The following is a 26,108-nucleotide window of genomic DNA, read 5'->3' on the forward strand; positions in this document are numbered from 1 at the left end:
CCCTTGTTCTTCCGAGGAGCACGCAGTGAGCAACGGCAACGGCAACAGCGACGTACGCCTCTGGGGCGCCCGGTTCGCGGACGGCCCGGCCGAGGCGCTGGCCAGGCTGTCCGCGTCCGTCCACTTCGACTGGCGCCTCGCGCCGTACGACATCGCCGGCTCCCGCGCCCACGCGCGGGTACTCAACAGGGCGGGGCTGCTCACCGAGGACGAGCTGAAGCGGATGACCGCCGGCCTCGACCAGCTGGAGGCGGACGTCGCGGACGGCTCGTTCACCGGCACCATCGCCGACGAGGACGTCCACACGGCCCTGGAGCGCGGCCTGCTGGAGCGGCTCGGCCCGGACCTCGGCGGCAAGCTGCGTGCCGGACGCTCCCGCAACGACCAGATCGCCACGCTCTTCCGGATGTACCTGCGCGACCACGCCCGGATCATCGGCGGTCTCCTCGCCGAGCTGCAGGACGCCCTGGTCGGCCTCGCCGAGGCCCACCCGGACGTGGCCATGCCCGGCCGCACGCACCTCCAGCACGCCCAGCCGGTGCTCTTCGCCCACCACATCCTGGCCCATGTGCAGCCCCTGTCCCGGGACGCCGAGCGGCTGCGCCAGTGGGACGAGCGGACCGCCGTCTCCCCGTACGGCTCCGGCGCACTCGCCGGCTCCTCGCTCGGCCTCGACCCGGAGGCGGTCGCGGCCGACCTCGGCTTCGAGCGCGGCTCGGTGGCCAACTCCATCGACGGCACGGCCTCGCGGGACTTCGTCGCCGAATTCGCGTTCATCACCGCGATGATCGGCGTCAATCTCTCCCGGATCGCGGAGGAGATCATCATCTGGAACACGAAGGAGTTCTCCTTCGTCACCCTCCACGACGCCTTCTCCACCGGCTCGTCGATCATGCCGCAGAAGAAGAACCCCGACATCGCGGAACTGGCCCGGGGCAAGTCGGGACGGCTCATCGGCAACCTCACCGGGCTGATGGCCACGCTGAAGGCCCTGCCGCTCGCGTACAACCGCGACCTCCAGGAGGACAAGGAGCCGGTCTTCGACTCCTGCGACCAGCTCGAAGTCCTGCTGCCCGCCTTCACCGGCATGATGGCCACGCTCACCGTCAACCGCGCGCGCATGGAGGAGCTGGCCCCGGCCGGCTTCTCGCTCGCCACCGACATCGCGGAGTGGCTGGTCAAGCAGGGGGTGCCGTTCCGCGTCGCCCACGAGGTCGCCGGCGGTTGCGTCAAGGAGTGCGAGCGGCACGGCATCGAGCTCGACGAGCTGACCGACGAACAGTTCGCGAAGATCTCCGAGCACCTCACCCCCGAGGTCCGCACCGTCCTCGACGTGGCCGGCGCGCTGGCCTCCCGCGACGGCCGGGGCGGCACGGCGCCCTCCGCGGTCGCCGTCCAGCTGGCCGAGGTCAAGGAGGACCTCGCGACACAGCACGCCTGGGCCGCGGCCCGCAAGTAGCCGGACGGGCATCGCGGGCTACGTTGGCCGGGTGGGGTCTGTCCGGGCCGGGTCCGGGCAGGTGAACACCCATGACCTGTGCGGCAGGCCGGGGCAGGACGGCCCCGGCCGCGTTGCCCCACCGAACACGAGGAGCCCGCGATGCCCTTCGCCCGACTGGCCGAAAGCACCACGCCGACCGCCCACATCGGACTCGGCCTGGCAGCGGTCGGCAGGCCCGGCTACATCAACCTCCACCGTGACCGCGACCTGCCGGACGAGCGCACCGCCGACGCGCTGCGCGCCCGCACCCGCGAACTGCTCGACGCCGCCTACGCCCAGGGCGTCCGCTACTTCGACGCGGCCCGCTCCTACGGCCGCGCCGAGGAGTTCCTCGGGGAGTGGCTGACGGCCAGGCCCGAGGTGCGCGACGTCGTCATCGGGAGCAAGTGGGGCTACACCTACACCGCCGACTGGACCGTCGACGCCGAGGCGCACGAGGTCAAGGACCACAGCCTCGCCGCGTACGAGCGCCAGCGCGCCGAGACCGCCGGGCTGCTCGGCGACCGGCTCGACCTCTACCAGATCCACTCCGTCACCGCGGACAGCCCGGCCCTGACCGACAAGGAGCTGCACGCGCGCCTCGCCGCGCTCGCCGCGGAAGGCGTCAGCGTCGGCCTCTCCACCAGCGGGCCCGCGCAGGCCGACGCCATCCGGGCCGCCCTCGCCGTCACGGTCGACGGCGAGCCCCTCTTCCGCACCGTCCAGGCCACCTACAACGCACTGGAGACCTCGGCCGGACCGGCCCTGGCCGACGCGCACGCCGCCGGACTCACGGTGATCGTCAAGGAGGCCATGGCCAACGGCCGGCTGGCGGGTACGGAGGCCCCGGCCGTGGTCCGGGAGATCGCCGCGGAGGAGGGGCTGGGCAGCGACGCGGTGGCCCTGGCTCTGGTGCTGCACCAGCCGTGGGCCGGGGTCGTGCTCTCCGGCGCCGCGACCGTCACCCAGCTCGCCGGCAACCTGCACGCCGCCGTCCTCGACCTGGACGAGGAGCGGCGCGCCCGGCTGGACGCGCTGGTGGAGGAGCCGGAGGCGTACTGGCGCCACCGCGCGTCGCTGCCGTGGAGCTGAGCCTTCCGCCCGCACCACCGCTTCCCCCGCCACGGCTTCCCGCGCAACGGCTCCGGGCACGGTGGTCACATCCGGCGGGCCTGCCGCGTCAACCTGGTGAGAACACCTGACACGGGAGGACGGCTGTGGATGAGATCGAGTTCCTGGCGGCACGGTTCGAGGAGAACCGCACCCGTCTGAAGGCCGTGGCCCATCGGATGCTCGGCTCGTCGAACGAGGCGGAGGACGCGGTCCAGGAGGCCTGGATCCGGCTCTGCCGGTCGGACAGCGCGGCGATCGAGAATCTGGGCGGCTGGCTGACGACCGTGGTCGGACGGGTCTGCCTGGACATGCTCCGCTCGCGCCGGGTCCGCCGCGAGGAGCCCCTGGAGACGGCGGTGTCCGACGGGCCGGAGCCCGGCCCGGCGTCGGTCCCCGAGCCCGGCGGGGACCCGGAGCAGCAGGCGCTGACCGCCGACTCGGTGGGGCTCGCGCTGCTGGTGGTCCTCGAAACGCTCGACCCGGCCGAGCGGCTCGCCTTCGTACTGCACGACATGTTCGCGGTGCCGTTCGACGAGATCGCCCGCATCGTGGACCGCACCCCGGCCGCCACCCGGCAGCTCGCCAGCCGGGCCCGCCGCCGGGTGCGGGGTGTCGCCCCGGAGCCGGGCCCCGGGGCGGTCCGCCGCGAGGTCGTGGACGCCTTCCTGGCGGCCGCCGGGGGCGGGGACTTCGAGGCACTCGTCGCCGTGCTCGACCCCGATGTCGTGTCCCGGTCCAGCGGCGGTGCCGCCGAGGCCCCCGCGGTGGTGCGCGGGGCCGCGAACGTGGCACGGCGGGCGATCATGTTCGCGCCGTACGCCAGGTCGGTGCGGTTCGCGCTGCTCGACGGCGCCCCGGCGGTCATCGCGGCGCGCGAGGGAGAGGCCTTCTCCGTCATGCGGTTCACGATCGAGCGCGGGAAGGTCGTCGAGCTGTTCGTCATCACCGACCCGGCCGGGCTGGCCGGCCGCGATCTGGTCCTCCTCGACGGGTGAGGCGCCGCGCCCGCCCCCCGACGCCGGGGCGGGCGTGCGCTCCCGGCGTCAGGGGCTGGTGAGGATGACGAGCTGCCGGGTCGCCCGGGTCATCGCGACATAGCGGTCGACTGCTCCTTCGATGCCCTCACCGAACGTCTGCGGGTCGATGAGGACGACCAGGTCGAATTCGAGCCCCTTGGTCAGCTCCGGGGCCAGCGACCGGACCCGGGCCGTCGGCTCGAACCCGGGATCGCCGACGACGCAGGCGATCCCGTCGGTATTGGCGGCGAGCCAGGTGTCGAGGACCGGGCCCAGGTCCGCCGTGGAGCCGTGCGTGACGGGGAGCCCGCCGCTGCGGACGGAGGCGGGCACGTTGGCGTCCGGGAGCACGGCCCGGATGACCGGCTCGGCCTCCGCCATGATCTCCTCCGGCGTCCGGTAGTTGATGCTCAGGGAAGCCAGGCTGATCCGGTCCAGCCCGACCCGCCTCAGCCGTTCCTGCCACGACTCGGTGAACCCGTGCCGGGCCTGGGCGCGGTCCCCGACGATGGTGAAGCTCCCGGACGGGCACCGGAGCAGCAGCATCTGCCACTCCGCGTCGGTCAGTTCCTGGGCCTCGTCCACGACGACGTGCGCGAACGGTCCGGCGAGCTGGTCCGGTTCGGTGCCGGGCACCCCGCTGTCGTCGACCAGGGCCTCCTGGAGGTCCTTCCCGTGCAGCATCGTCACGGCGCCCTCACCGTCGTCGTCCGCCTGGAGCAGGGTGTCGATGACCTTGTCCATGTGCTCGCGGTCGGCGGCGAGCGCCGCTCGGTGCCGGCGGCTGCGGCGGGACGCCTCCGGGTCGCCCAGCCGCTGCCGGGCCGCGTCCAGGAACGGCAGGTCGGACACCGTCCACGCCTGGGCGTCCTCCCGCTGGAGCCGGGACACCTCGTCGCGGCTGAGCCAGGGGGCGCATCTGCGCAGGTAGGCGGGGACCGACCAGAGGTCCCCGACGACGTCGGCCGCCTCCAGCAGCGGCCAGGCGCGGTCGAAGGTGGTGAGCAGCTCCCGGTTCTTCAGCAGCGACTTGCGCAGTACGGCGTCCGAGACGTCGCCCTCGTGCTTCTCGACCAGGATCGTGAGCAGCTCGTCGCGGACCTGGTCGCGCGCCTCGTTGTGCGGAGTGCCGGGTTCCGCCGCGTCGAACGCCACGGCCCAGTCGGCGGCGGTCAGCTCGATGTCCGACCAGTGGGTGGTGACCGTCATCCCCTTCGCGGGCGGCTCCTCGTAGAACCTGGCGGCCGCGTCGACCGCCGCCACCAGCTTTCCGGAGGACTTCAGGCGGGCCACCTCCGGGTCGGCCTCCGGCCCCGCGGCGGCTCCCTCGGCCACCAGGTCCCGCAGGGTGCACGTCTGCACGCCCTCCTCGCCCAGGCTCGGCAGCACGTCGGCCACGTAGCCCAGGTAGGGCTGGTGCGGTCCGACGAACAGGACGCCGCCCCGCCGGTGGCCGAGCCGCGGGTCGGAGTAGAGGAGGTAGGCGGACCGGTGCAGGGCGACGACCGTCTTGCCGGTACCGGGGCCTCCGTCGACGACGAGCGCGCCGCGCGAGCCCGCGCGGATGATGGCGTCCTGGTCGGCCTGGATGGTGCCCAGCACGTCCCGCATCCGGGCCGAGCGGTTGCTGCCCAGGCTGGCGATGAACGCGGACTGGTCGTCGAGCGCGGCGTGCCCGGCGAACCCCTCCGAGGTGAAGACCTCGTCCCAGTAGTCGCTGATCCGGCCGCGGGTCCAGCGGTACCTGCGGCGGCTCGCCAGGCCCATCGGGTTGGCGTGGGTGGCGCCGAAGAACGGCTCGGCCGCGGGGGAGCGCCAGTCGATGAGCAGCCGGCGGCCCGAGCTGTCGGTGAGGCCGAGCCGTCCGACGAACAGGGGCTCGCCGTCGTCCGCCGCGACCATGTGCCCCAGGCAGAGGTCCAGGCCGAAGCGGCGCAGCGCGCGCAGGCGGGCGGTCAGCCGGTGGATCTCCACGTCCCGGTCCATCGCCTGCCGGCCGGCGCCGCCGGGCGTCCTGCGCTCGGCGGCGAGGCGCTCGGTGAGCTCGGAGATCGACTCGTCGAGGCACTCCGCGATGGCCGCGAAGTGCTCCTCGTCGCCGGCGATCAGGGCCGGATCGGCCTTGGGGGAGAGGCGGTCGGGAAGGTCGAACGCGCTGGTGGTCAGGGGGTTCACGTCATCAGCTCCGAACTGGACCGCTCGCAGTCGATGCGTGCGGTGGGGCGCCTGGACCGGCGGGATGTACCTGGTGGCCATGACGGGACGAGTTCTGTCAGCGGTCCGGTGACACCGCGCGACCCGCAGGCCGACAACAGCACACGCACTCCCTGACTCACCCGTCTCCGCAAAATACTGGCCTTCGGCCGATGATTCTGCGCCATGACGGGGGCCTTGTGGCAAGCCCCCCCATGCGCTATAAGTTAAAAGTGGCAAGGAGTGGGTTCGTGCTCACGACCCTCCGGCCGGAGCCCGGCACTTCCGGGACCGATCACCACGATACGGGCCGGTGGCCCGCTCCCCTCACCGCCCGGCGCGACGACCGGATGACGGACGACCCGATCTCGACCCCGCACAGCAGCCTCCTGCTGCCGTTCCCGCTCCTGTGGCTCCCCGCGGCACGCGGCAGCTCTCCTGTGACCCCTCGCGGCACGCGACCGCTCCCGTACCCCGTCGGTACCCCGAATGAGACGCTGCTGTCTCACGTGGGCTAGTCTCGTCTCATGACTCTCGATCGTGAGCAGGTGCTGCGCAGCGCCGCCGCCCTGCTGACCCGTAAATCGACCGCCACCATGGACGAGGTCGCCAAGGCCGCCGGTATCGGACGCGCCACCCTGCACCGGCACTTCGCCGGACGGGACGCCCTGGTCAGGGCCTTGGAGGAGCTGGGCATCCAGGAGTTCGGGGCGGCGCTCGACCGGGCCGGGCTCGACGAGGGCACCTCGGAGGAGGCGCTGCGCCGGTTCGTCGCGGCCGTCGAGCCGAGTGCCGGACTGCTCTCCTTCCTCGTCACCGAGAACCAGCTCTTCGAGGGTGCCGAGGTGAACGAGGGCTGGGACCGGCTGGACGCCCGGGTCTCCGCCTTCTTCCGGCGCGGCCAGGAGCGCGGCGAGATCCGCATCGACCTGACCCCCGCCTGGCTGACCGAGGCCCTCTACGGGCTCATCAGCAGCTGCGCCTGGGCCGTCCAGGTCGGACGGGTGGCCGCGCAGGACTTCCAGCACATGATCGTCGAGTTGCTGCTCGGCGGCGCACGCCGGAGCGTGGAGCAATGAGCAGCATGGAACAGCACCCGGAGCCCCCGACCGAGCTGCGCCGCCCCGGGCGGTGGATCGCGCTGTCCGTGCTCGTGCTCGCCGTGCTGCTGGTCGCCGTCGACGCGACCGTGCTCGGCCTGGCGACCCCGTTCCTCAGCGAGGACCTGGAGCCCACCGGCACCCAGCTGCTCTGGATCGGTGACGTCTACTCCTTCGTCATCGCCGGACTCCTGGTCTCCATGGGCAGCCTCGGTGACCGCATCGGCCGCAAGAAGCTGCTGCTCTGCGGAGCCACCGCCTTCGGCGCGGTCTCGGTGCTCAACGCCTACGCGATGACACCGGAGATGATGATCCTGGCGCGGGCCCTGCTCGGCGTCGCCGGCGCCACCCTGATGCCGTCCACCCTCGCGCTGATCCGCAACATCTTCCACGACGCGCGCGAACGCAGCCTCGCCATCGGCATCTGGGGCGCGATGGCCTCGGCCGGCGCGGCGGTCGGCCCGGTCGTCGGCGGATTCCTCCTGGAGCACTTCTGGTGGGGCTCGGTCTTCCTCATCAACCTGCCGGTCATGGCGGTGCTCGTCGTCGTCGGGATCAAGCTCATCCCCGAGTCGAAGAACCCCGCGCCCGGACCGTGGGACATGGTCAGCGTCGGCCTCTCGCTGGTCGGCATGATCGGAGTCGTGTACGCCATCAAGGAGCTGGCGGCGCACGGCACCAGCTGGCCGGTCGCGCTCGCGGGCGTCGGCGGTGCGGCCGCGCTCGTCTGGTTCGTACGCCGGCAGTTCCGCCTGACCGCGCCGCTGCTGGACATGCGGCTCTTCCACCACCGGGGCTTCTCCGGCGCCGTGCTCGCGGACCTGCTGACCATCCTCGGCCTGTCCGGGCTGGTCTTCTTCCTCTCCCAGTTCCTGCAACTGGTCCAGGGCCGGGGACCGCTGGAGGCGGGGCTGGCCGAACTGCCCGCCGCCGTCGGCGCGGTCACCGCCGGCCTGCTGGCCGGGACCACCGCCCGCCGGTTCTCGGTGCGGTCCGTGGTGTCCGGGGGCCTCGGGGCCATCGGACTGTCGCTGGCCGCGGTCGCCGCGATCCACAAGGAGACCGCGTACCCGCTGATCGGCGCTCTGCTGCTGGTCGTGGGCGTGGGCGCGGGCTTCGCCTTCACCGTGACCTCCGACGTGATCCTCTCCAGTGTCCCCAAGGAGCACGCGGGCTCCGCGTCCGCGGTCTCCGAGACGGCGTACGAGCTGGGCGCGGCGCTCGGCATCGCCCTGCTCGGCTCCGTCGTCACCGGGGTCTACCAGGGCTTCGCCACTCCGGCGGGGGTACCGGCCGGCACCTCGTCGGCCGCCCACGATTCACTGGGCGGCGCCGTCGAGGCGGCCAAGACGCTCACCGGGCAGCAGGGGGCGGACCTGGTCTCCGCGGCCCAGGACGCGTTCGTCGACGGGCTGCGGCTCGCCTCCGCCGTGGGCGCCGCCGTCCTGCTGGCGACGGCGGTCGCGGCCTGGTTCCTGCTGCGCGGCCAGGAGCTGGAGGAAGGCATCGTGCACGACTGACGGCCGTCCGGTGCTCCCCGGAGGCCGCGGCCCGGCCCTGAACAACCCCCTGGGCCGGGCGGGTGGAACCGGTACGCAGAAGGGTCCGTACCCCCGAGCGGGGTACGGACCCTTCTGCGTACCGAGCGGGCTCAGGCGGCCTTGGCCTTCGTCGCGTAGATGTCGACGTACTCCTGACCGGACAGCCGCATCACCTCGGCCATCACGGAGTCCGTCACCGCCCGCAGCACATAGCGGTCGCGGTCCATGCCCTCGTAGCGGGAGAACTCCATCGGCTCACCGAAGCGCACCGTGACCTTGCCCGGCCGGGGCAGACCCGAGCCGCCCGGCTGGAGCTTGTCCGTACCGATCATCGCGAACGGCACGACCGGCGCACCCGTCATCAGCGTCAGCCGCGCGATACCCGTCCGGCCCCGGTACAGGCGGCCGTCGGGGGAGCGGGTCCCCTCCGGGTAGATCGCGAAGGCCTTGCCCTCGTCCAGCACCCGGCGTCCGGTCATCAGCGCCGCGACACCGCCGCGGCCGCCGTCCCGGTCCACCGGGATCATGCCGACACCCGTGAAGAACCAGGCCATCAGGCGGCCCTTGAGGCCCTTGCCCGTGACGTACTCGTCCTTGCCGATGAAGTACACCGGCCGTTCGCAGCAGATCGGCATGATCATCGAGTCGATGAACGTGAGGTGGTTTCCCGCCAGGATCACCGGCCCGGTTCCCGGAATGTTCTCGATGCCTTCCACCCGCGGCCGGAACATCAGGCGCAGGATCGGTCCGAGCACTGCCTTGATGAGTGCGAGTCGGGACAACGGTTCCTCCGGTGTAGTGGCCGGGCCGGCCGAGCGACGGATTGAGTGGTCCATGCAGGTGAGGACGATACTCGTGGGTACTCGCTGATCGCACATCGGGTTCACGCATTGGATACGCGGTGTTGACGTGTGTTTGCGCCACGTTGGCCCGGGTGCCGCCGTCCGGACGGCCGGGCTGCCTACGCTCGGGCCCCGCTCGACAGATGCCGGACATCATATGCGAGGAGCATTCATGACAGAGCGTGCGCACGCCACACCCGGACGACGGACCGTCATGGGCGTGGGAGCAGCCGTCCTCGGGACCGCGGCCGTCGGCCTGTCCGGGACGGCGCGGGCCGCCGGGAACACCACGGAGCGCTCCGGCGGCCACGGCGGCTCCGGACACCGCCTCGACCTGCCGGTGCCGACCGTCATCGGACACCGGGGGACCAGCGGATACCGCCCGGAACACACCCTCGGCTCGTACCAGCTGGCCCTCGACATGGGCGCCCACGTCATCGAGCAGGACCTGGTGCCGACCCGGGACGGGCACCTCATCTGCCGCCACGAGAACGACATCACCGCCACCACCGACGTCTCCGCCCACCCCGAGTTCGCGAGCCGCAAGACCACCAAGTCGGTCGACGGCATCCCGCTCACCGGATGGTTCACCGAGGACTTCACCCTCGCCGAGCTGAAGACGCTGCGGGCCAAGGAACGCATCCCGGGCAACCGCCAGAAGAACACGCTGTACGACGGCCGCTGGGAGATCCCCACCTTCGAGGAGGTCCTGCGCTGGGCCGACCGCGAGGGCCGCAAGCGCGGGAAGCCGGTCTGGCTGTACGTCGAGACCAAGCACCCCACCTACTTCCGGGGACTGGGCCTCGGTCTTGAGGAACGCCTCGTCAAGCTGCTGCGCCGCTACGACCGCCACCGTGCCCAGTCGCCGCTCATCCTCCAGTCCTTCGAGCCCAGCAGCATCCAGCGGCTGTCGAAGCTCGTCGCCACTCCGCGCGTCGTCCTCCTCTCCGGCACCGGCACCCGGCCCTGGGACTTCACGGCGACCGGGGACCCGCGCACCACCGACGACCTGGTGAAGCCCGCGGGCCTGGAGTGGATGGCGTCCTTCGCCCAGGGCATCGGGCCGACCCTGGACCTGATCATCCCCAAGGACGCGTCCGGCGGGCTCGCGAAGCCCACCACCCTGGTGCGCGACGCGCACGCCAAGGGGCTGATCCTGCACCCCTACACGATGCGCAACGAGAACACCTTCCTGCCCGCGGACTTCCGGCGCGGCAGCGACCCGAACGCGTACGGCGACGCGTTCGGCGCCTTCGCCGCGTACTTCGCGACGGGCATCGACGGGATCTTCTCCGACAACCCGGACACGGCGCTGCTCGCGGCGGCGGACTTCACGGGCAAGTAGCGGACCCGCCCCGACCGTTGGCCGCCCGGCGGGGCACGGGCCCGTCAGCATCCGGCCGGGTGTGCCCCGGTCGGGTGGTGCGGCGCCGGTTCGGCAACCGGCCGCCGCAGACCCGCGTCGGGTGGGTGCATGACGCTTCTCGATCTTTCCACGGCACCGTCCCGGCCCGCTCCGGCAACCGTCGTCCGGACCCTGTACCCGCTGGTCAGCGCCGAGGCCGGGGCCGAGGCGGCGGCCTCGGCCACCGGCGCGGCCGTCGACCGCGCCGATCTCGAACAGGCCGTCTGGCTGAGGCTGCTGGAACGGCTGCCCGAGCAGGGACCGCCGAAGGACGCCGCCCGCTGGGTCCGGGACACCGTGCGCGGGGAGGCCCGCCGGGCCCGCCGCACCGTCCGCCACGAACGGCCCTACCGTGACGAGACCGCCCCCGATCCGGCCGGCTCCCCGGAACGGGCCTTCGCCGGCGCCGACCAGCGCCGGTTACTGCGCGCGGCGGTCGACCGGCTCCCGGCCCGCTGCGCCCGGCTGCTGACCGCGCTGCTGGCTCCGAACGATCCCACCTACCGGGAGATCGCAGGGGAGTTGGCTATGTCACAGGGGAGTTTGGGCCCGATCCGTTCCCGATGCCTTGGATGTCTGCGCAGAATGCTGGCGGCGGAGGTTGTAGCTCCTGAACCGCGGGGAAAGGAGCGGTAGACAACCGGCGGATCAGATGAGCGGGAGGCATGCGCGGATGGGCATGAGCGTGATCATCTCGGCGGCGGGCACACAGGACGCCGAACAGATCTTGAAGCTCCAGTACCTCAGCTTTCAGAGCGAGGCGGAGCTGTACGGGAACTACCGGATCGACCCACTCGTCCAGACCCTCGACTCGCTGCGGGCCGAAATCTCCACGGACCTGGTGTTCGTGGCCCGGCTCGGTGAGGAAGTCGTCGGCACGGTCCGCGGCTCCGCCGACCAGGGCGGCGTCGGACTGATCGGACGGCTCTGCGTCCACCCCAGGCTCCAGGGGCACGGCCTCGGCGCCCGGCTGCTGCGGGCCGCGGAATCCGGCCTCGCGGACCAGCGCTCGGCCACCCGCTTCCAGCTGCACACCGGGCACCTCAGTGAAGGCAACCTGCGGCTCTACCGCCGGGCCGGCTACGCCCCCGTGGGCAATGCCACCGGCCACGACGGCGTCCGGATGATCCTGCTGGAGAAGGAGGCCTCGGCCGCCGCGTACGTGACCAGCGCCTGACCCGGCCGGCGGTTACGCGGTCCGTGCCCGGCGCCTACGCGGTCCTCGCGCGGCGCAGCCAGATCATCCCGGTGACCGGCAGGATCACCGGGATGAGCAGGTAGCCCGCGCCGAAGTCCGACCAGACGGTGGCATCCGCGAACGCGGACGGCTCGGCCAGCGTCCACGTACCCACGATCAGCACCCCGGCGAGCTCGGCGGCGCAGCACACCAGCGCCGTCCTGCGCGCCCGCTCCCCGCCGCGCACCAGCGAATACGTGATGAAGCCGTAGACGAGCGCGGCCACCGCCGACAGCACATAGGCCAGCGGTGCCTTGCCGAAGTCCAGGATCATCTGCACGATCGAACGGGACGCCGCCGCCACGGTGAACACGCCGTAGAACCAGACCAGTACCCGGCCCGGACCGGTGCCCAGGTCGAAGGGCTTCTTCTCGCCGGTGTCCGCCGCGGGGGTGCTATCGGTGTCGGTCACGGTCAGTTTCCCCAGATGTCGTAGAGCCGTACTTCGAGAACGGCCAGTACGACCGCGCCCGCCGCCACCGTCACCGAACCCCAGCGGGTCCGCTCGCTCAGCGACAGGAACCCCGCCGCCGGTACGGCGAGGAAGGCCCCGACCAGATACGCGATGAAGATGGTCATGCCCTGCTCCGGCCGCTCACCGCGGGCCAGCTGCACGATCCCCACCACCAGCTGGGCCAGCGCGAGCACCGAGACCACGGCCATCCCGATGAAGTGCCAGTCCTTGGTCGGCTGGTCCCGGTAGGCGGCGAATCCGCACCAGGCGGCGAGGGCGAGGGCGGCCACGCCGACCGCGATCGTCAGGGCGTCAAGCATGAGCCGAGGGTATTACGGGCCGGACCGCCCGCCGCGTGCGCCCCCGCACCCGCACGGCGATCGTGGCCTTGGCCACAGGACAGGGCCGGGCCGTTCCGGCGGCCGATCGCGTCACCGGTCGCCCGGTCCCCGTATCTGTGCAGGTCACAGCGGTGCGGAAGGAAATCGAGACGCCCGACGCAGCGCGGCCGGTACGCCATCCACGGCCGTCCGCTATTCGGACATCCGGTCGGGGTGGACCGTTACGTCTGTTTTACTTGGGACATGACCACGACGAGCAGCCGCACCCTTGCGACCGAGGCGATCACGACGCCCGGTGCTCGTTGTATGTGTCGAATGCGCGCCTTCTGAGGGCCCCCGCCTGAGCCTCGCGCCCCGAAGCGAGACCGAGCCCGAGCCGTCCGCACCCAGCGGAACGAGCCTGCTCCGGCACGCCGCCCCGCGGTCACCACCGCGCCGGGCCGTGCCGAGACCCCGCTCGAAACGTCCGATCGAAGTCCGAACAGCCCCACCGGACGAATGCCCCGTGCCCGGCGGACACCGCGCCGTGCACTCGACAGTGACGGAAACCCCTGTGATCACCACTACGGGCCTCACGAAGGTCTACCAGTCGCGCGACCGCGAGGTCACCGCTCTGGACGGCGTCGACCTCCATGTCCGCGAGGGCGAGGTGTACGGCGTCATCGGACAGAGCGGCGCCGGAAAATCGTCCCTCATCCGCTGCGTCAACCTGCTGGAGCGCCCCACCTCCGGCACCGTGACCGTGGCCGGGCAGGACCTGACGGCCCTCGCGGGCCGCGGCCGCCGGGCGGGCCGGGAACTGCGCGAGGCGCGCAGCCGCATCGGAATGGTCTTCCAGCACTTCAACCTGCTGGCCTCCCGCACCGTGCGGGACAACGTCGAGCTCCCGCTGGAGATCCTGGGCGTCACCGGCCGCGAACGGACCCGCAAGGCCCTCGAACTCCTCGACCTGGTCGGCCTCTCCGACAAGGCCAAGGCCTACCCGGGCCAGCTCTCCGGCGGCCAGAAGCAGCGCGTCGGCATTGCCCGCGCACTCGCCGGCGACCCCAAGGTGCTGCTCTCCGACGAGGCGACCTCGGCCCTTGACCCGGAGACCACCCGCTCCATCCTCCAACTGCTGCGCGACCTCAACCAGCAGCTCGGCCTCACCGTCCTGCTCATCACGCACGAGATGGACGTCGTCAAGACCGTCTGCGACTCCGCCGCGCTGATGCGCGGGGGCCGCCTCGTCGAGTCCGGCACCGTGGGCGGACTGCTCGCGACCCCCGGCTCCGAACTCGCCCACGAGCTGTTCCCGGTCGGCGGCAGCGCCTCCGGACCCGGCAGCACGGTCGTCGACGTCACCTTCCACGGTGATGCCGCCGCCCGGCCGGTGATCTCGCAGCTCTCCCGTACGTACAACATCGACATATCGATCCTGGGGGCCGCGATGGACACCGTCGGCGGCAGGCAGATCGGCCGGATGCGGATCGAGCTGCCCGGCCCGTTCGAGGAGAACGTCGTGCCCATCGGCTTCCTGCGCGAACAGGGGCTCCAGGCCGAGGTCGTCGAGAACACGGACGCCGAACCCGTACCGACTCCCGCACCGCTCACCAAGGAGGTGGCGAAGTGACCTGGTCCGAAATGCAGCCGCTGCTGACGCAGGGCACCGTCGACACCCTCTACATGGTCCTGTGGTCGGCGGTCGTCACCGTCCTGGTCGGACTGCCGCTCGGCGTCCTGCTGGTCCTCACCGACAAGGGCGGGCTGCTGCGGAACACCCCGGTGAACAAGGTCATCGGCGTGATCGTGAACATCGGCCGCTCGCTGCCGTTCATCATCCTGCTGATCGCCCTGATCCCCTTCACCACCTGGGTCGTCGGCACCTTCATCGGCCCGACCGCGATGATCGTGCCGCTGGCCGTCGGCGCCATCCCGTTCTTCGCCCGGCTCGTCGAGACGGCGGTCCGCGAGGTCGACCACGGGCTCGTCGAGGCCGTCCAGTCCATGGGCGGCTCCATCCCGACGATCGTCCGCAAGGTCCTGCTGCCGCAGGCGCTGCCCTCCCTCGTCTCCGGTGTCACCACCACCGTCATCGTGCTCATCGGCTACTCCGCGATGGCCGGAGCGGTCGGCGGCGAAGGGCTCGGCTCCAAGGCCGTCACCTACGGATTCCAGCGCTTCGACAACCAGTTCATGCTCATCACCGTCGCGCTCCTGATCGTCATCGTGACCGTGATCCAGCTGATCGGCGACACCGCCGTACGCCTGCTGGCCCGCCGCGGCCGCACCACCTCCTGAGACTTCCCTCCTCCGAGCCCGCACTCCTTGTCCGGGCGTACCACCATCACCACCCGAAAGAGGCACTCTTCGTGCGCAAGAACATCAAGATCACCGCAGCTGCCGCCGCCACCGCCGCCCTCGCCTTCGGCCTCACCGCCTGCGGCACGGACTCCGACCCGGCGTCCAAGAGCGAGACCGGCGCCAAGGCCGACACCTCCAAGGCCCTCGTCGTCGCCGCGTCCCCGACGCCGCACGCCGACATCCTGAACTTCGTCAAGAAGAACCTGGCGGACAAGGCCGGCCTCAAGCTGGAGGTCAAGGAGTTCACGGACTACGTCCTGCCGAACACCGCCACCGAGACCGGCCAGGTCGACGCCAACTTCTTCCAGCACCAGCCCTACCTCGACGACTTCAACAAGAAGAACAACACCCACCTGGTCTCCGTCGGCACCGTGCACCTGGAGCCCCTCGGCCTCTACTCCCACAAGGTCAAGGACCTGGACGGCATCAAGTCCGGCCAGACCGTCGCCGTACCGAACGACACCACCAACGAGGGCCGCGCGCTCCAGCTGCTCGCGGACAAGGGCCTGATCACCCTCAAGGACGGCGTCGGCACCAGCGCCAAGCTGAGCGACATCACCGACAAGAAGGGCCTCAAGTTCAAGGAGCTGGAGGCCGCGACCGTCCCCCGCGCCCTGAACGACGTGGACGCCGCCGTCATCAACGGCAACTACGCCATCGAGGCCAAGCTCAAGCCCGCCACCGACGCCCTCGCCATCGAGAAGGCCGACGGCAACCCGTACGCCAACATCGTCGCCGTGAAGAAGGGCGACGAGAAGGACGCCCGCGTCCAGAAGCTCGTGAAGCTCCTGCACTCCGACGAGGTCAAGAAGTTCATCGAGGACAGCTACCAGGGCTCGGTCATCCCGGCCTTCGGATCCGCGGCCAAGTCCTGACCCCCGCGCGGCACTTGCCCGACGAGCCCCGCACACCCCGCCCGGGTGTGCGGGGCTCCGCCGTGCGGACCCGCCCATGCACGGGCCCGGCCCGATGCTGCATGCTGTGCCTTTACACGGTCTTCGGCATGGAGCTGCGCATGACTTCCACCTTTCCGGACATCTCCATCAGCACGGATCGGTTGGTGCTGCGCCCCTTCGACATGGCTGACGTCCCCGCGTACATCGAGATGATGAACGACGAACTCGTCACGGCCTGGACCGAGGCACCCCACCCCTACACCCAGGTCGACGCGGAACGCTGGGTCCGCAGGATCGCCCCCGCGCAGCGCACCAAGGGCGACGGCATCGTCTTCGCCGTCACCGAGTTCCTCACCCAGCGCCTCGTCGGCTCGGTCCGGCTGCGCAACACCGACTGGCGGACGCTGGCCACGGAGGCCGCCTACATCACCGCCCCGTGGGCACGCGGCGAGGGATACGCCACCGAGTCCGTACTGGCCCTCGCCCAGTGGCTCTTCCGCGACCAGGGCTTCGAGCGCATAGAGCTGCGCACCGCCGCCGACAACACCGCCTCCCAGCAGGTCGCCCAGAAACTCGGCTGCATCAGCGAGGGCATCCTGCGCAACGCCCGGATAGCCCGCTCGCAGACCGAGGACGGCGGATGGGCCGACATCAGGACCGACCTGATCGTCTGGGGCCTGCTCCCCGAGGACCTGGAGGGAGTCGCCGAGCAGCTCGCCGACGCCGGTGGATACGGTACGTACAACGACTGGAACTGACCCCTCCCCGGCCCGCACCGCACCGGCACGGACCGGGTGATCCCGCCGTGCCCCGCCCCCGGGCGACCATCCCCCCTGCACCGACTCCAGGAGACTGACGACAGATGGCCGACCGGGTCACAGTGATCGGCTGGGACGGCTCACCACTGACGAGAGCGGCCACCGCCGCACTCTCGGCCGCCACGCTCGTCGCCGGCGCCGCCCACCACCTCGCACTGCCCGAAGTGCCGCACGGCGCCGAACGGATCCGGCTCGGTTCGATCGACCTGGCCGCCCGGCGGATCGCCGGCCACCGGGGCAGCGCCGTGGTCCTCGCCGACGGCGACCCGGGGTTCTTCGGCGTCGTGCGCAGCCTGCGCGCGCCCGAACACGGACTCGAAGTCGAGGTGGTGCCCGCCGTCTCCGCCGTCGCCACGGCGTTCGCCCGCGCCGGCATGCCGTGGGAGGACGCCCAGACCGTCGTCGCGCACCCCCGCACCCTGCGCCGCGCGGTGAACGTGTGCCGTGCGCACCACAAGGTGGCCGTCCTCACCTCGCCCGGCGCGGGCCCCGCCGAACTGGCCCTGCTGCTCGAAGGCGTCCACCGCACGTTCGTCATCTGCGAGGAGCTCGGCACCACCCGCGAACAGGTCACCGTCGTCACCTCGGACACGGCCGCCGACCACGTCTGGCGCGACCCCAACGTCGTCATCGTCATCGGCGGCGGCCCCGAACAGCGGGCTGACGGAGCGTGGATCGCCGGCCGCCATCCCGCCTACCCCCGGGGCGTACGCGGCTGGGCGCTGCCCGCCGGTGCCTACCGGGGCGAGGGAGCGGAACCCGTGGCGGAGAGCGGCGAGGGCGAGACCCCCAGTCTGCGCGCCGCCCAGCTCGCCCACCTCGGACCCCGGACCGGCGACCTGGTCTGGGACGTCGGCTCGGGCAGCGGCGCCCTGGCGGTGGAGGCGGCCCGGTTCGGCGCCGCGGTCCTCGCCGTGGACAGCGACCGGGACGCCTGCGACCGCACCGCGGCGGCGGCGCGGGCCTTCGGAGTCCAGCTCCAGGTGGTCGAGGGCCGTGCCCCGCACGTGCTGGAGAGGCTGCCCGAGCCCGACGTGGTGCGGATCGGGGGCGGCGGCGTCCCCGTCGTCACCGCTGTCGCGGACCGCAGGCCGGAGCGGATCGTGACCCACGCCTCGACCCGGGACGAGGCCGAGGCGCTGGGCGCCGCCCTCACCGAGAACGGATACACGGTCGCCTGCTCGCTCCTGCAGTCCGTCGAACTCGACACGTCCGCATGGTCGGAGCGCGAACGCTCGGTCGTCTTCCTGCTGTCCGCACTGCGTTCGGATCTCGCCCCCTGACCCTGTCGGCACACGGCGGGAGGTAGGCTGGCCGATCGTTGCACCGCGCCCGGATCATCGTCGCTTCGTTGGTCAATGTCCGGAAAAGGGGACCGTTTTGGTCCCCGTTGTGGTACGGCGGAACCGGGGGACGCGCAACGTGGCGCAGTCCACAGCGAGCCGTGGCGAAATGAGCTGCCGCGGCGGCGAACGACCGCGAGAATGCAGTATGTCCGCGACCGTTTCGTGCCGCGCGGCGCGCCGGCTCGTTCCACTGGACGAGCGCCTGTGTGCCGTGTTCGGGCGACCCGGGCGAAGGGCCGAAGGAGCACTGACGATGGGCGAGGGGTACGCATGAGTGACACCGGCCGGATCCCGGGCGAGGGACTGCCGGAGAACGCAGGCATGGTGGAGCAGCCGGGCGTCCCCGCCCCGGACGGCTACACCTTCCTCGATCCCTCCGAGCAAGCGCCAGAGGACGACGACCTTCTGCTGATGCCCAGCCCCCAGGGCGCCTGGAGCGAGCCGCAGGCCGCCCTGCCCGAGCAGGGCGGTTACCCGTCGCGGCCGTCGGGCGACAACCACCCGGAGCAGAACCACGGCCCGGTTCCGGCGCAGGGCCCCGTGCAGCTCCAGGAGCAGGCGCAGGTCCAGGTGCCCGCGTACGCGATGCACGCTCCCGCGGAGCCGCTGCCGCGGACCGGCCGGGGCACCCACGAGACCGGCGGCCGTGATTCGGGCTCCGTCGACCTCAGCGGCGTCCGCATCCCGTCGCCCGTTCCGGCGCCGGCGCAGGCCCAGATGCCGGTGGCCCAGACCCAGGCGCCCGTGCGCCGGCCGCTGCACCGCGGACCGGCCTCGCCCGAGCCGGGCTACGGCGGCACGTCGGGCGGCGGCGTGGTCCGCTCGCTCGCGGACCGGGGCCCGGCGGGTGCGCCGCAGGCCCAGGCCCAGGCCCAGGCGCCCGCTCCGGCGCCCGCGCCCGCACGGCACGCGGGACCGGTCACGGCCGAACCCGAGTACTTCGAGATGACGGCCGAGGAGTCGGCCGCGCTGCCGGGCCCGCAGCTCGGCGAGATCCCGCCGCAGGGGAACCAGTGGGCGGCCCAGCCGCCGCAGCAGGCGGCCGCGCCGGTCGCCGTGGAAGCAGAAACGGCGGTGGCTCAGGAGCCGCAGCCGGAAGCAGAAACGGTCGTCCCGGAGGCGGCCGCAGAGCCCGTGCCCGCCGCCCGGCCCGTCGAAGCCGCACCGGTACCCGCGGCCGCGCAGAGCGTGTCCGAGGAGCCCGCCGCCGCTCCGGCGGTGACGGAGGTCCCGGCGGAGCTTCCGGTCGAGGCCCCGCCGGAGCCGGAGCCGGAGGCCCGGTCCGCACCGGCACCGGTCGAGGCTGTGGTCGACGCGCCGCCTGCCGAGGCGGCACCGGTCGAGGCAGCGTCCGTGGACGCGGCATCCGTGGACGTGGCTCCGGCAGAGGTGGCTCCGGCAGAGGTGGCTCCCGCAGAGGTGGGGCCCATCGACGTGGCTCAGGCCGAGGCGGCTCAGACCGAGGCGGCTCAGACCGACGTGGCTCCGGTCCAGGCGGCTGTCGTCGACGCGCCGCCGGTGGAGCCCGTGCCGGACGGTGCCTCCTTGGGCCGGTTCGTCCCGGCGGAGGACTCGCTGCCGACCGCCCCGCAGCCGGCGGCCGCGACGCCGGTCGTCGAGCAGCCGGTCGAGCCCGAGGCGGTCGTGGAGGCCGCGCCCGAGGTCCGGACGTTCGCCATGGAGCCCGTGCCGGTCGAGGCGGCAGAGGTGGCGGAGGCCGCCGGGACGCCCGTGGCGGAGGCCGAGACGGGTCCCGAGGTGATCGAGACCCCGGACCTGACCGACAGCACGGAAGCCGCGTCTGCGCAGGTGACAGAGGCCGCGCCCGCCGCCGAACAGCCTGAGCAGGTCGTACCGCAGAACGCCCCCGAGCCGGTGCTCGCTCTGTCGGAGCCCGCTCAGCCGGAGCCCGTGAACGACATCCAGACCGCGGACGCGCCCGAAGCATCTGCTGAAGCGACTGCTGAAGCACCCGAGGTCCTTCCGGAGGCCGAAGCCGAGCCGGAGGCCGAGGAGGCGCCCGTCACCTCGCCCCCCGCGCCCGGTTACGACGACGCCGAGCGCGAGGCCGTCCTGCGCGTCATGCGTGAGCGCCGTGACATCCGCAACGGCTTCCGCAGCGACCCGGTCCCGCACGAGGTACTCCTGCGGGTCCTGGAGGCGGCGCACACCGCGCCCAGTGTCGGGCACTCGCAGCCCTGGGATTTCGTCGTCATCCGTTCCGCGGAGACCCGGCGTTCCATGCACGAACTGGCGCAGCGCCAGCGCGACGCCTACGCCAAGTCGCTCCCCAAGGCCAGGGCGAAGCAGTTCAAGGAACTGAAGATCGAGGCGATCCTCGACACCCCGGTCAACATCGTCGTCACCGCCGACCCGACCCGTGGCGGCCGCCACACCCTGGGCCGGCACACCCAGCCGCAGATGGCCCCGTACTCCTCGGCTCTCGCCGTCGAGAACCTGTGGCTCGCCGCACGGGCCGAGGGGCTCGGCGTCGGCTGGGTCAGCTTCTTCGACGAGCGCGAGATGGTCCGTTCCCTCGGCCTGCCCGAGCACCTCGAAGTCGTCGCGTACCTCTGTGTCGGTTACGTGGACGAGTTCCCGGAGGAGCCCGAGCTGATGCAGGCGGGCTGGTCCAAGCGCCGCCCGCTGTCGTGGGTCGTCCACGAGGAGACGTACGGCCGCCGCGCCCTGCCCGGCGAGGAGCCGCACGACCTGTTGCAGGAGACCATCTCCAACATCCGGCCGCTGGACGCCAAGGCGCTCGGCGAGGCCTGGGAGCGCCAGAAGCGGATGACCAAGCCGGCCGGTGCGCTCGGCATGCTGGAGATCATCTCGGCGCAGCTGTCCGGGCTCTCCCGGATGTGCCCGCCGCCGATTCCGGAGCCCGCCGCCGTCGCGATCTTCGCCGGCGACCACGGGGTGCACGCCCAGGGCGTCACGGCGTGGCCGCAGGAGGTGACCGGCCAGATGGTCGCCAACTTCCTCGGCGGCGGCGCGGTCTGCAACGCCTTCGCGGCCCAGGTCGGCGCCGAGGTGTGCGTGGTCGACGTCGGGGTGGCCGCGGAGCTGCCCGCGACGCCCGGACTGCTGCCCCGCAAGGTGCGCGCCGGGACGGCCGACTTCACCACCGGCCCCGCGCTCACCCGCGAGGAGGTCCTCGCGGCGATCGAGGTCGGTATCGAGACCGCCCGCGACCTGGTCGCGGCCGGCAACAAGGGCCTGCTCACCGGTGAGATGGGCATCGCCAACACGACGGCGTCGGCCGCCCTGATCTGCGTGTACACCGGGATGGACGCGGCGGAGGTGACCGGTCGCGGCACCGGCATCAACGACGAGATGCACGCCCGGAAGGTCGACGTGGTCCGCCGCGCGCTCGATCTCCACCGGCCGGACCCGGCCGATCCGATCGGCGTGCTCGCGGCCGTCGGAGGCCTGGAGCACGCGGCGATGGCCGGGTTCCTCCTGGGCGGGGCCTCGCTCCGTACGCCGGTCATCCTCGACGGTGTCAGCGCGGGGGCCGCGGCCCTGGTGGCCCGTGCCATCGCGCCGGAGGCCCTGGCCGCCTGCATCGCGGGCCATCGCAGCGCCGAGCCCGGCCACGTCGCCGCGCTCAACAAGCTGGGCCTGCGCCCGCTGGTCGACCTCGACCTCCGCCTCGGCGAGGGAACAGGCGCACTGCTCGCGCTGCCGATCGTGCAGAGCGCGGCCCGCGCGATGCACGAGGTGGCGACGTTCGACTCGGCGGGCGTCACGGAGAAGTAGGACGCCGCCCGCGCGGGTCCGGGGGCGCGCTGCCCCCGGACCCCCGCTTCTCGATCTCCCCGGACCCCGTCCGCGAGATCCAGCCCCGCCGGCGTCCGAGGCGTCGGGTCCGGCGCGGAGCCCCGGGGCCGGACCCGGCGTCCCACCCGGCCCCGTATCGTGAACCCGCACCACCAGCCGCTCCACCGCCGCAGCGGCCCGCAGACCGCACCGCACGAGGAGCCCGCACCACCATGGCCGAGCACGCCGTTCACCCCGCGTACCCCGTCGGACTGCGCCTGAGCGGGCGCCGCGTAGTCGTCGTCGGTGGCGGCCAGGTCGCTCAGCGCCGCCTCCCCGCCCTCATCGCGGCCGGCGCGGACATCGTCCTCGTGTCGCCGTCCGCCACCGCGTCCGTCGAGGCGATGGCGGACGCGGGCGAGATCCGCTGGGAGCGCCGGGTATACGCCGACGGGGACCTGACGGACACCTGGTACGCACTCATCGCGTCCGACGACACCGCGGCCAACGACGCCGCCTCCGCCGAGGCCGAGCGCACCCGCACCTGGTGCGTCCGCAGCGACGACGCGGACGCCGCCACCGCCTGGACCCCCGCCACCGGCCGCAGCGAGGACATCACCGTCGCCGTGCTCACCACGGACGGGCAGGGCGGCCGCGACCCGCGCCACTCCGCCGCCGTCCGCGACGCCATCGTCGAGGGCCTGCGCGACGGCACCCTCGCCGCGCCCCACCACCGCACCCGGACCCCCGGCGTCGCCCTGGTCGGCGGCGGTCCCGGCGACCCCGACCTGATCACCGTCAGAGGCCGCCGGCTGCTGGCCGAGGCCGACGTCGTCATAGCGGACCGGCTCGGCCCGCGCGACCTGCTGGACGAACTCCCCCCGCACGTCGAGGTGATCGACGCCGCCAAGATCCCGTACGGCCGCTACATGGCGCAGGAAGCGATCAACAACGCGCTGATCGAGCACGCGAAGGCCGGCAAGGCGGTCGTCCGGCTCAAGGGCGGCGACCCGTTCGTCTTCGGGCGCGGCATGGAGGAGGCCCAGGCGCTCGCCGCGGAGGGCATCGCCTGCACCGTCGTCCCCGGCATCTCCAGCTCGATCTCGGTGCCGGGCGCGGCCGGTATCCCGGTCACGCACCGCGGCGTCGCCCATGAGTTCACCGTGGTCAGCGGCCACGTCGCCCCCGACGACGAACGTTCGCTGGTGGACTGGTCGGCCGTCGCCCGGCTGCGCGGCACCCTGGTCCTCCTGATGGCCGTCGACAAGATCGGCGCCATCGCCCGCGCGCTCGTCGCCCACGGCAAGGACCCCGAGACCCCGGTCGCCCTGATCCAGGAAGGGACCACGGCCGCCCAGCGCCGCGTCGACGCGACGCTCGCCACCGTCGGCGAGCGGGCCGAGGCGGAAGACGTGCGCCCGCCCGCCGTCATCGTCATCGGCGACGTCGTCGCGGTCGGGACGGCCACCACGGGACGTTCCGCCGAGTAACCATCGGTAACGGATCTTCCTCCAGACCGTTGGCACCACACACCGGACAAGGCAGTATCAACCTGTGGCTGATCTCATCACCGTCGACGACCCCGACGACCCCCGACTGCGCGACTACACCGGCCTGACGGACGTCGAGCTCCGGCGCAGGCGAGAGCCCGCGGAGGGCCTCTTCATCGCCGAGGGCGAGAAGGTGATCAGACGCGCCAGGCAGGCCGGGTACGAGATGCGGTCCATGCTGCTCTCGGCGAAGTGGGTCGACCTGATGCGCGACGTCATCGACGAGGTGCCGGCCCCCGTCTACGCGGTCAGCCCGGAGCTGGCCGAGCGCGTCACCGGCTACCACGTGCACCGGGGCGCCCTGGCCTCCATGCAGCGCAAACCGCTGCCGGCCGCCGACGAGCTGCTGCGTACCACCCACCGTGTGGTCGTGATGGAGGCCGTCAACGACCACACGAACATCGGGGCGATCTTCCGCAGCGCCGCCGCTCTCGGCATGGACGCGGTCCTGCTCTCGCCGGACTGCGCCGACCCGCTGTACCGGCGCTCGGTCAAGGTCTCGATGGGCGCGGTCTTCTCCGTCCCGTACGCCCGGCTCGACACCTGGCCCAAGGCGCTGGAGAGCGTGCGGGAGGCGGGCTTCAAGCTGCTCGCCCTGACGCCCGACGAGAAGGCCAGCAGCATCGAGGAGGCGGCGCCGCACCGGATGGACCAGGTGGCTCTGATGCTCGGGGCCGAGGGGGACGGACTGTCCACCCAGGCCCTCGTCGCCGCCGACGAATGGGTACGGATCCCGATGGCCCACGGCGTCGATTCGCTGAACGTGGGCGCGGCGGCCGCGGTCGCCTTCTACGCGGTGGCCACCGGCCGCCCGGAGAACTGACGCCGAGGGACCGACGCCGCAGAACTGACCGAGGGACCGACGCCGAAGAACTGAGGCCCGGAGAGCCGCGGCTACTGCTCGCTCTGGCTCTGGCTCTGTCCCTGGTGCTGGCCCGCACCGAGGCCACGCGCCGGTCCCTGGCAGCCCTGGGCCGCCGCGATGCCCAGCGCCACCAGCAGCGTCACCACGACGAAGACCACGAGCCGCTGCCGCAGCAGCCGGGGATTGGCCGGCCGCCGTCCGGTCGAGGTCGAACGCGTCCCGGGCCGGGTGCCCTGCCTGCCCTTCGTCCCGTTCGCGCCCTGCGGCCGCTTGCCGGAACCCGTCGTGCCGCGCGGCCGCTCCGGGCGCGAACCCCCGGTGCGCGGCGAGGAGGGACGCGGCGGCGCGGTCTGCCGGTTCTGCGGACGCGACACCGGGGCGGGACCGGGTGCGCGGCGGGTCTGCTGCTCCGTGTACGGGCCGTCGAGCCGGCCGGTCGGCCGGTCCGCCTCCTGCGCGGAGCGCTGGGCCGGGGGCCGGCTCTCGTGCAGACCCTGCGCCTCCCGCGCGGCGATCTCCTTCAGCCGCATGGAGAGTTGGAGCGTGCTCGGCCGCTCCTCCGGGTCCTTCGCCAGACACGCGCTCACCAGCGGGGCGAGCGCGTCGTGCACGTCGTACAGCTGCGGCTCCTCGTGCACCACGCGGTAGAGCATCACCTCGGAACTGCCGTGCCCGAACGGTGAATCGGCCATCGCCGCGTACGCCAGCGTGGCGCCGAGCGAGAAGACGTCCGTCGCGGGCGTCACCGCCGCGCCGCGCACCTGCTCCGGGGCGAGGAAGCCGGGCGATCCGACCGCCGTACCGACGTGGGTGAGGGTGGAGGCACCGGTCGCCCAGGCGATCCCGAAGTCGATGATCCGAGGGCCCTTGGGGGAGAGGAGGATGTTCGACGGCTTCAGGTCACGGTGGACGACCCCGGCCTCGTGAACGGCCACCAGCCCCTCGGAGAGCGCCGCCCCGATCGAGGCCACCTCCGCGGCCGACAGGGGGCCCTCCTCGGCCACCTTGTCGTGCAGCGAGGGCCCCGGCACGTACTGCGTGGCGAACCACGGGCGCTCCGCCTCCAGATCGGCGGCCACCAGCCGGGCCGTACAGCCGCCGCGGATCCGCCGGGCGGCGGACACCTCACGGGCGAACCGCGAGCGGAACTCCTGGTCCTCGGCCAGATCCGGGCGGATCACCTTCAGCGCCACCCGCTGGCCGCGCCGGTCGGAACCGAGGTAGACGACACCCATGCCGCCCGCCCCGAGCCGCCGGTGCAGCCTGAACGAACCGACGACACGCGGGTCCTCGCGCCGGAGCCGCATCATCGCCATGTCTGCCCATCCCCGCTGCCTGGTCCGCCTGACGAGGCACAGCTTACGTACCCGCCGCCCGGGGTGCTCAGAGGCCGCGCCCTCGCCGTCGAATCGATTGTCAGTGCCGGGTGGGAAACTTGAGGAGTGGTCAGGGAGCGGCGGATCCAGGCTTCCCGGCCCGTGCGAGATCTCAAAGGTCCGTCGCAGAAGGGGGATTGGATCAGTGAAGGGCGATCGAGTCGAGATAGTCGTGGACGCCGGGGACACGACCCGTACCTACGAAGTGGTGGCCTCCAGAGCGGGTCGCCGGGTGGAGACAGCGGTCCGTCGGGGGGTGGTCGAAGTGAGTGAAGTCACCAGAAACGGATCAGTCGTGCGCACCGCCCGCTTCATGGCGACCAGGGTGCTCGCCCTGGTCGAACAACCGGTACCCAGGGAGGACGCTTCGGAGCGCTCCCTCGGGGATGACCCCAAGGTCCGCCGGGCCGGTCTCCACCCAGGGGAGTAG

Annotated in this window: 22 protein-coding genes; 17 read left to right on the plus strand and 5 right to left on the minus strand. The window is 72.4% G+C overall.

Annotation, left to right across the window (positions count from 1 at the left end):
* Positions 1-25: 25 nt before the first annotated feature.
* From argH to ACIP89_RS32270, 3 genes are all read left to right on the plus strand, one after another.
* On the plus strand, positions 26-1,459 hold the full coding sequence (gene argH / locus ACIP89_RS32260; RefSeq protein ID WP_401930059.1) for an argininosuccinate lyase: 1,434 nt from the start codon (positions 26-28) through the stop codon (positions 1,457-1,459).
* A 141-nt stretch (positions 1,460-1,600) separates the two neighbouring features.
* Positions 1,601-2,572 carry an aldo/keto reductase gene (locus ACIP89_RS32265; protein WP_401930061.1) on the plus strand — a complete coding sequence of 324 codons (972 nt, stop codon included), beginning with the start codon at positions 1,601-1,603 and terminating at the stop codon, positions 2,570-2,572.
* 125 nt (positions 2,573-2,697) lie between these two features.
* Positions 2,698-3,588, plus strand: a complete 891-nt coding sequence (locus ACIP89_RS32270; RefSeq protein ID WP_402117962.1) for a sigma-70 family RNA polymerase sigma factor — start codon at positions 2,698-2,700, stop codon at positions 3,586-3,588.
* A 48-nt stretch (positions 3,589-3,636) separates the two neighbouring features.
* Here ACIP89_RS32270 and helR read toward each other — a convergent pair whose 3' ends face one another.
* On the minus strand, positions 3,637-5,784 hold the full coding sequence (gene helR / locus ACIP89_RS32275) for an RNA polymerase recycling motor ATPase HelR (RefSeq protein ID WP_402117963.1): 2,148 nt from the start codon (positions 5,782-5,784) through the stop codon (positions 3,637-3,639).
* Positions 5,785-6,329: 545 nt separating this feature from the next.
* On the opposite strand from helR, the gene ACIP89_RS32280 reads away from it, so the two are divergent.
* Positions 6,330-6,881 (plus strand): TetR/AcrR family transcriptional regulator, encoded by a 552-nt coding sequence (locus tag ACIP89_RS32280; protein ID WP_401930067.1) that lies wholly within the window; start codon positions 6,330-6,332, stop codon positions 6,879-6,881.
* Positions 6,878-8,422, plus strand: a complete 1,545-nt coding sequence (locus ACIP89_RS32285) for an MFS transporter (RefSeq protein ID WP_401930069.1) — start codon at positions 6,878-6,880, stop codon at positions 8,420-8,422. The genes ACIP89_RS32280 and ACIP89_RS32285 overlap by 4 nt, the downstream gene beginning before the upstream one ends.
* 131 nt (positions 8,423-8,553) lie before the next feature.
* On the opposite strand, the gene ACIP89_RS32290 is transcribed toward ACIP89_RS32285, so the two are convergent.
* The gene (locus tag ACIP89_RS32290; RefSeq protein ID WP_311306720.1) at positions 8,554-9,225 is read right to left on the minus strand and encodes a lysophospholipid acyltransferase family protein; all 672 of its coding nucleotides are present in this window, start codon (positions 9,223-9,225) and stop codon (positions 8,554-8,556) included.
* A gap of 232 nt (positions 9,226-9,457) precedes the next feature.
* On the opposite strand from ACIP89_RS32290, the gene ACIP89_RS32295 reads away from it, so the two are divergent.
* The 3 genes from ACIP89_RS32295 (at position 9,458) to ACIP89_RS32305 (ending at position 11,867) form a co-directional block, all read left to right on the plus strand.
* Positions 9,458-10,630 carry a glycerophosphodiester phosphodiesterase gene (locus ACIP89_RS32295; RefSeq protein ID WP_402117965.1) on the plus strand — a complete coding sequence of 391 codons (1,173 nt, stop codon included), beginning with the start codon at positions 9,458-9,460 and terminating at the stop codon, positions 10,628-10,630.
* A gap of 129 nt (positions 10,631-10,759) precedes the next feature.
* Entirely contained in the window at positions 10,760-11,326 is a 567-nt protein-coding gene (locus tag ACIP89_RS32300; protein WP_401930336.1) for a sigma-70 family RNA polymerase sigma factor, read from the plus strand.
* A 37-nt stretch (positions 11,327-11,363) separates the two neighbouring features.
* Positions 11,364-11,867 (plus strand): GNAT family N-acetyltransferase, encoded by a 504-nt coding sequence (locus ACIP89_RS32305; RefSeq protein WP_401930270.1) that lies wholly within the window; start codon positions 11,364-11,366, stop codon positions 11,865-11,867.
* A 34-nt stretch (positions 11,868-11,901) separates the two neighbouring features.
* On the opposite strand, the gene ACIP89_RS32310 is transcribed toward ACIP89_RS32305, so the two are convergent.
* Both ACIP89_RS32310 and ACIP89_RS32315 read right to left on the minus strand, forming a co-directional pair.
* Positions 11,902-12,339 (minus strand): hypothetical protein, encoded by a 438-nt coding sequence (locus ACIP89_RS32310; protein WP_024488852.1) that lies wholly within the window; start codon positions 12,337-12,339, stop codon positions 11,902-11,904.
* Positions 12,340-12,341: 2 nt separating this feature from the next.
* The gene (locus tag ACIP89_RS32315; protein ID WP_073737483.1) at positions 12,342-12,701 is read right to left on the minus strand and encodes a hypothetical protein; all 360 of its coding nucleotides are present in this window, start codon (positions 12,699-12,701) and stop codon (positions 12,342-12,344) included.
* A gap of 574 nt (positions 12,702-13,275) precedes the next feature.
* On the opposite strand from ACIP89_RS32315, the gene ACIP89_RS32320 reads away from it, so the two are divergent.
* The 8 genes from ACIP89_RS32320 (at position 13,276) to ACIP89_RS32355 (ending at position 24,260) form a co-directional block, all read left to right on the plus strand.
* The gene (locus tag ACIP89_RS32320; RefSeq protein WP_402117967.1) at positions 13,276-14,334 is read left to right on the plus strand and encodes a methionine ABC transporter ATP-binding protein; all 1,059 of its coding nucleotides are present in this window, start codon (positions 13,276-13,278) and stop codon (positions 14,332-14,334) included.
* Positions 14,331-15,002, plus strand: coding sequence for a methionine ABC transporter permease (locus ACIP89_RS32325; RefSeq protein WP_024488849.1), 672 nt, complete (start codon positions 14,331-14,333; stop codon positions 15,000-15,002). The genes ACIP89_RS32320 and ACIP89_RS32325 overlap by 4 nt, the downstream gene beginning before the upstream one ends.
* 71 nt (positions 15,003-15,073) lie before the next feature.
* Positions 15,074-15,940, plus strand: a complete 867-nt coding sequence (locus ACIP89_RS32330) for a MetQ/NlpA family ABC transporter substrate-binding protein (protein ID WP_401930078.1) — start codon at positions 15,074-15,076, stop codon at positions 15,938-15,940.
* A 101-nt stretch (positions 15,941-16,041) separates the two neighbouring features.
* Entirely contained in the window at positions 16,042-16,719 is a 678-nt protein-coding gene (locus ACIP89_RS32335) for a GNAT family N-acetyltransferase (protein WP_401930080.1), read from the plus strand.
* Between the two features lie 104 nt (positions 16,720-16,823).
* Positions 16,824-18,062 carry a precorrin-6y C5,15-methyltransferase (decarboxylating) subunit CbiE gene (cbiE, locus tag ACIP89_RS32340; protein ID WP_402117969.1) on the plus strand — a complete coding sequence of 413 codons (1,239 nt, stop codon included), beginning with the start codon at positions 16,824-16,826 and terminating at the stop codon, positions 18,060-18,062.
* Between the two features lie 333 nt (positions 18,063-18,395).
* On the plus strand, positions 18,396-21,887 hold the full coding sequence (cobT, locus tag ACIP89_RS32345) for a nicotinate-nucleotide--dimethylbenzimidazole phosphoribosyltransferase (protein ID WP_402117970.1): 3,492 nt from the start codon (positions 18,396-18,398) through the stop codon (positions 21,885-21,887).
* A gap of 233 nt (positions 21,888-22,120) precedes the next feature.
* Positions 22,121-23,377, plus strand: a complete 1,257-nt coding sequence (cobA, locus tag ACIP89_RS32350; RefSeq protein ID WP_401930086.1) for a uroporphyrinogen-III C-methyltransferase — start codon at positions 22,121-22,123, stop codon at positions 23,375-23,377.
* A 64-nt stretch (positions 23,378-23,441) separates the two neighbouring features.
* Positions 23,442-24,260, plus strand: coding sequence for a TrmH family RNA methyltransferase (locus tag ACIP89_RS32355; RefSeq protein ID WP_401930088.1), 819 nt, complete (start codon positions 23,442-23,444; stop codon positions 24,258-24,260).
* 71 nt (positions 24,261-24,331) lie between these two features.
* Here ACIP89_RS32355 and ACIP89_RS32360 read toward each other — a convergent pair whose 3' ends face one another.
* Positions 24,332-25,618 carry a serine/threonine-protein kinase gene (locus ACIP89_RS32360; RefSeq protein ID WP_402117972.1) on the minus strand — a complete coding sequence of 429 codons (1,287 nt, stop codon included), beginning with the start codon at positions 25,616-25,618 and terminating at the stop codon, positions 24,332-24,334.
* 205 nt (positions 25,619-25,823) lie between these two features.
* On the opposite strand from ACIP89_RS32360, the gene ACIP89_RS32365 reads away from it, so the two are divergent.
* A complete protein-coding gene (locus tag ACIP89_RS32365; protein ID WP_402117973.1) occupies positions 25,824-26,108 on the plus strand; it encodes a hypothetical protein in 285 nt (94 codons plus the stop codon).

The organism is Streptomyces sp. NPDC088730 (assembly GCF_044751215.1).
Taxonomy (GTDB): Bacteria; Actinomycetota; Actinomycetes; order Streptomycetales; family Streptomycetaceae; genus Streptomyces.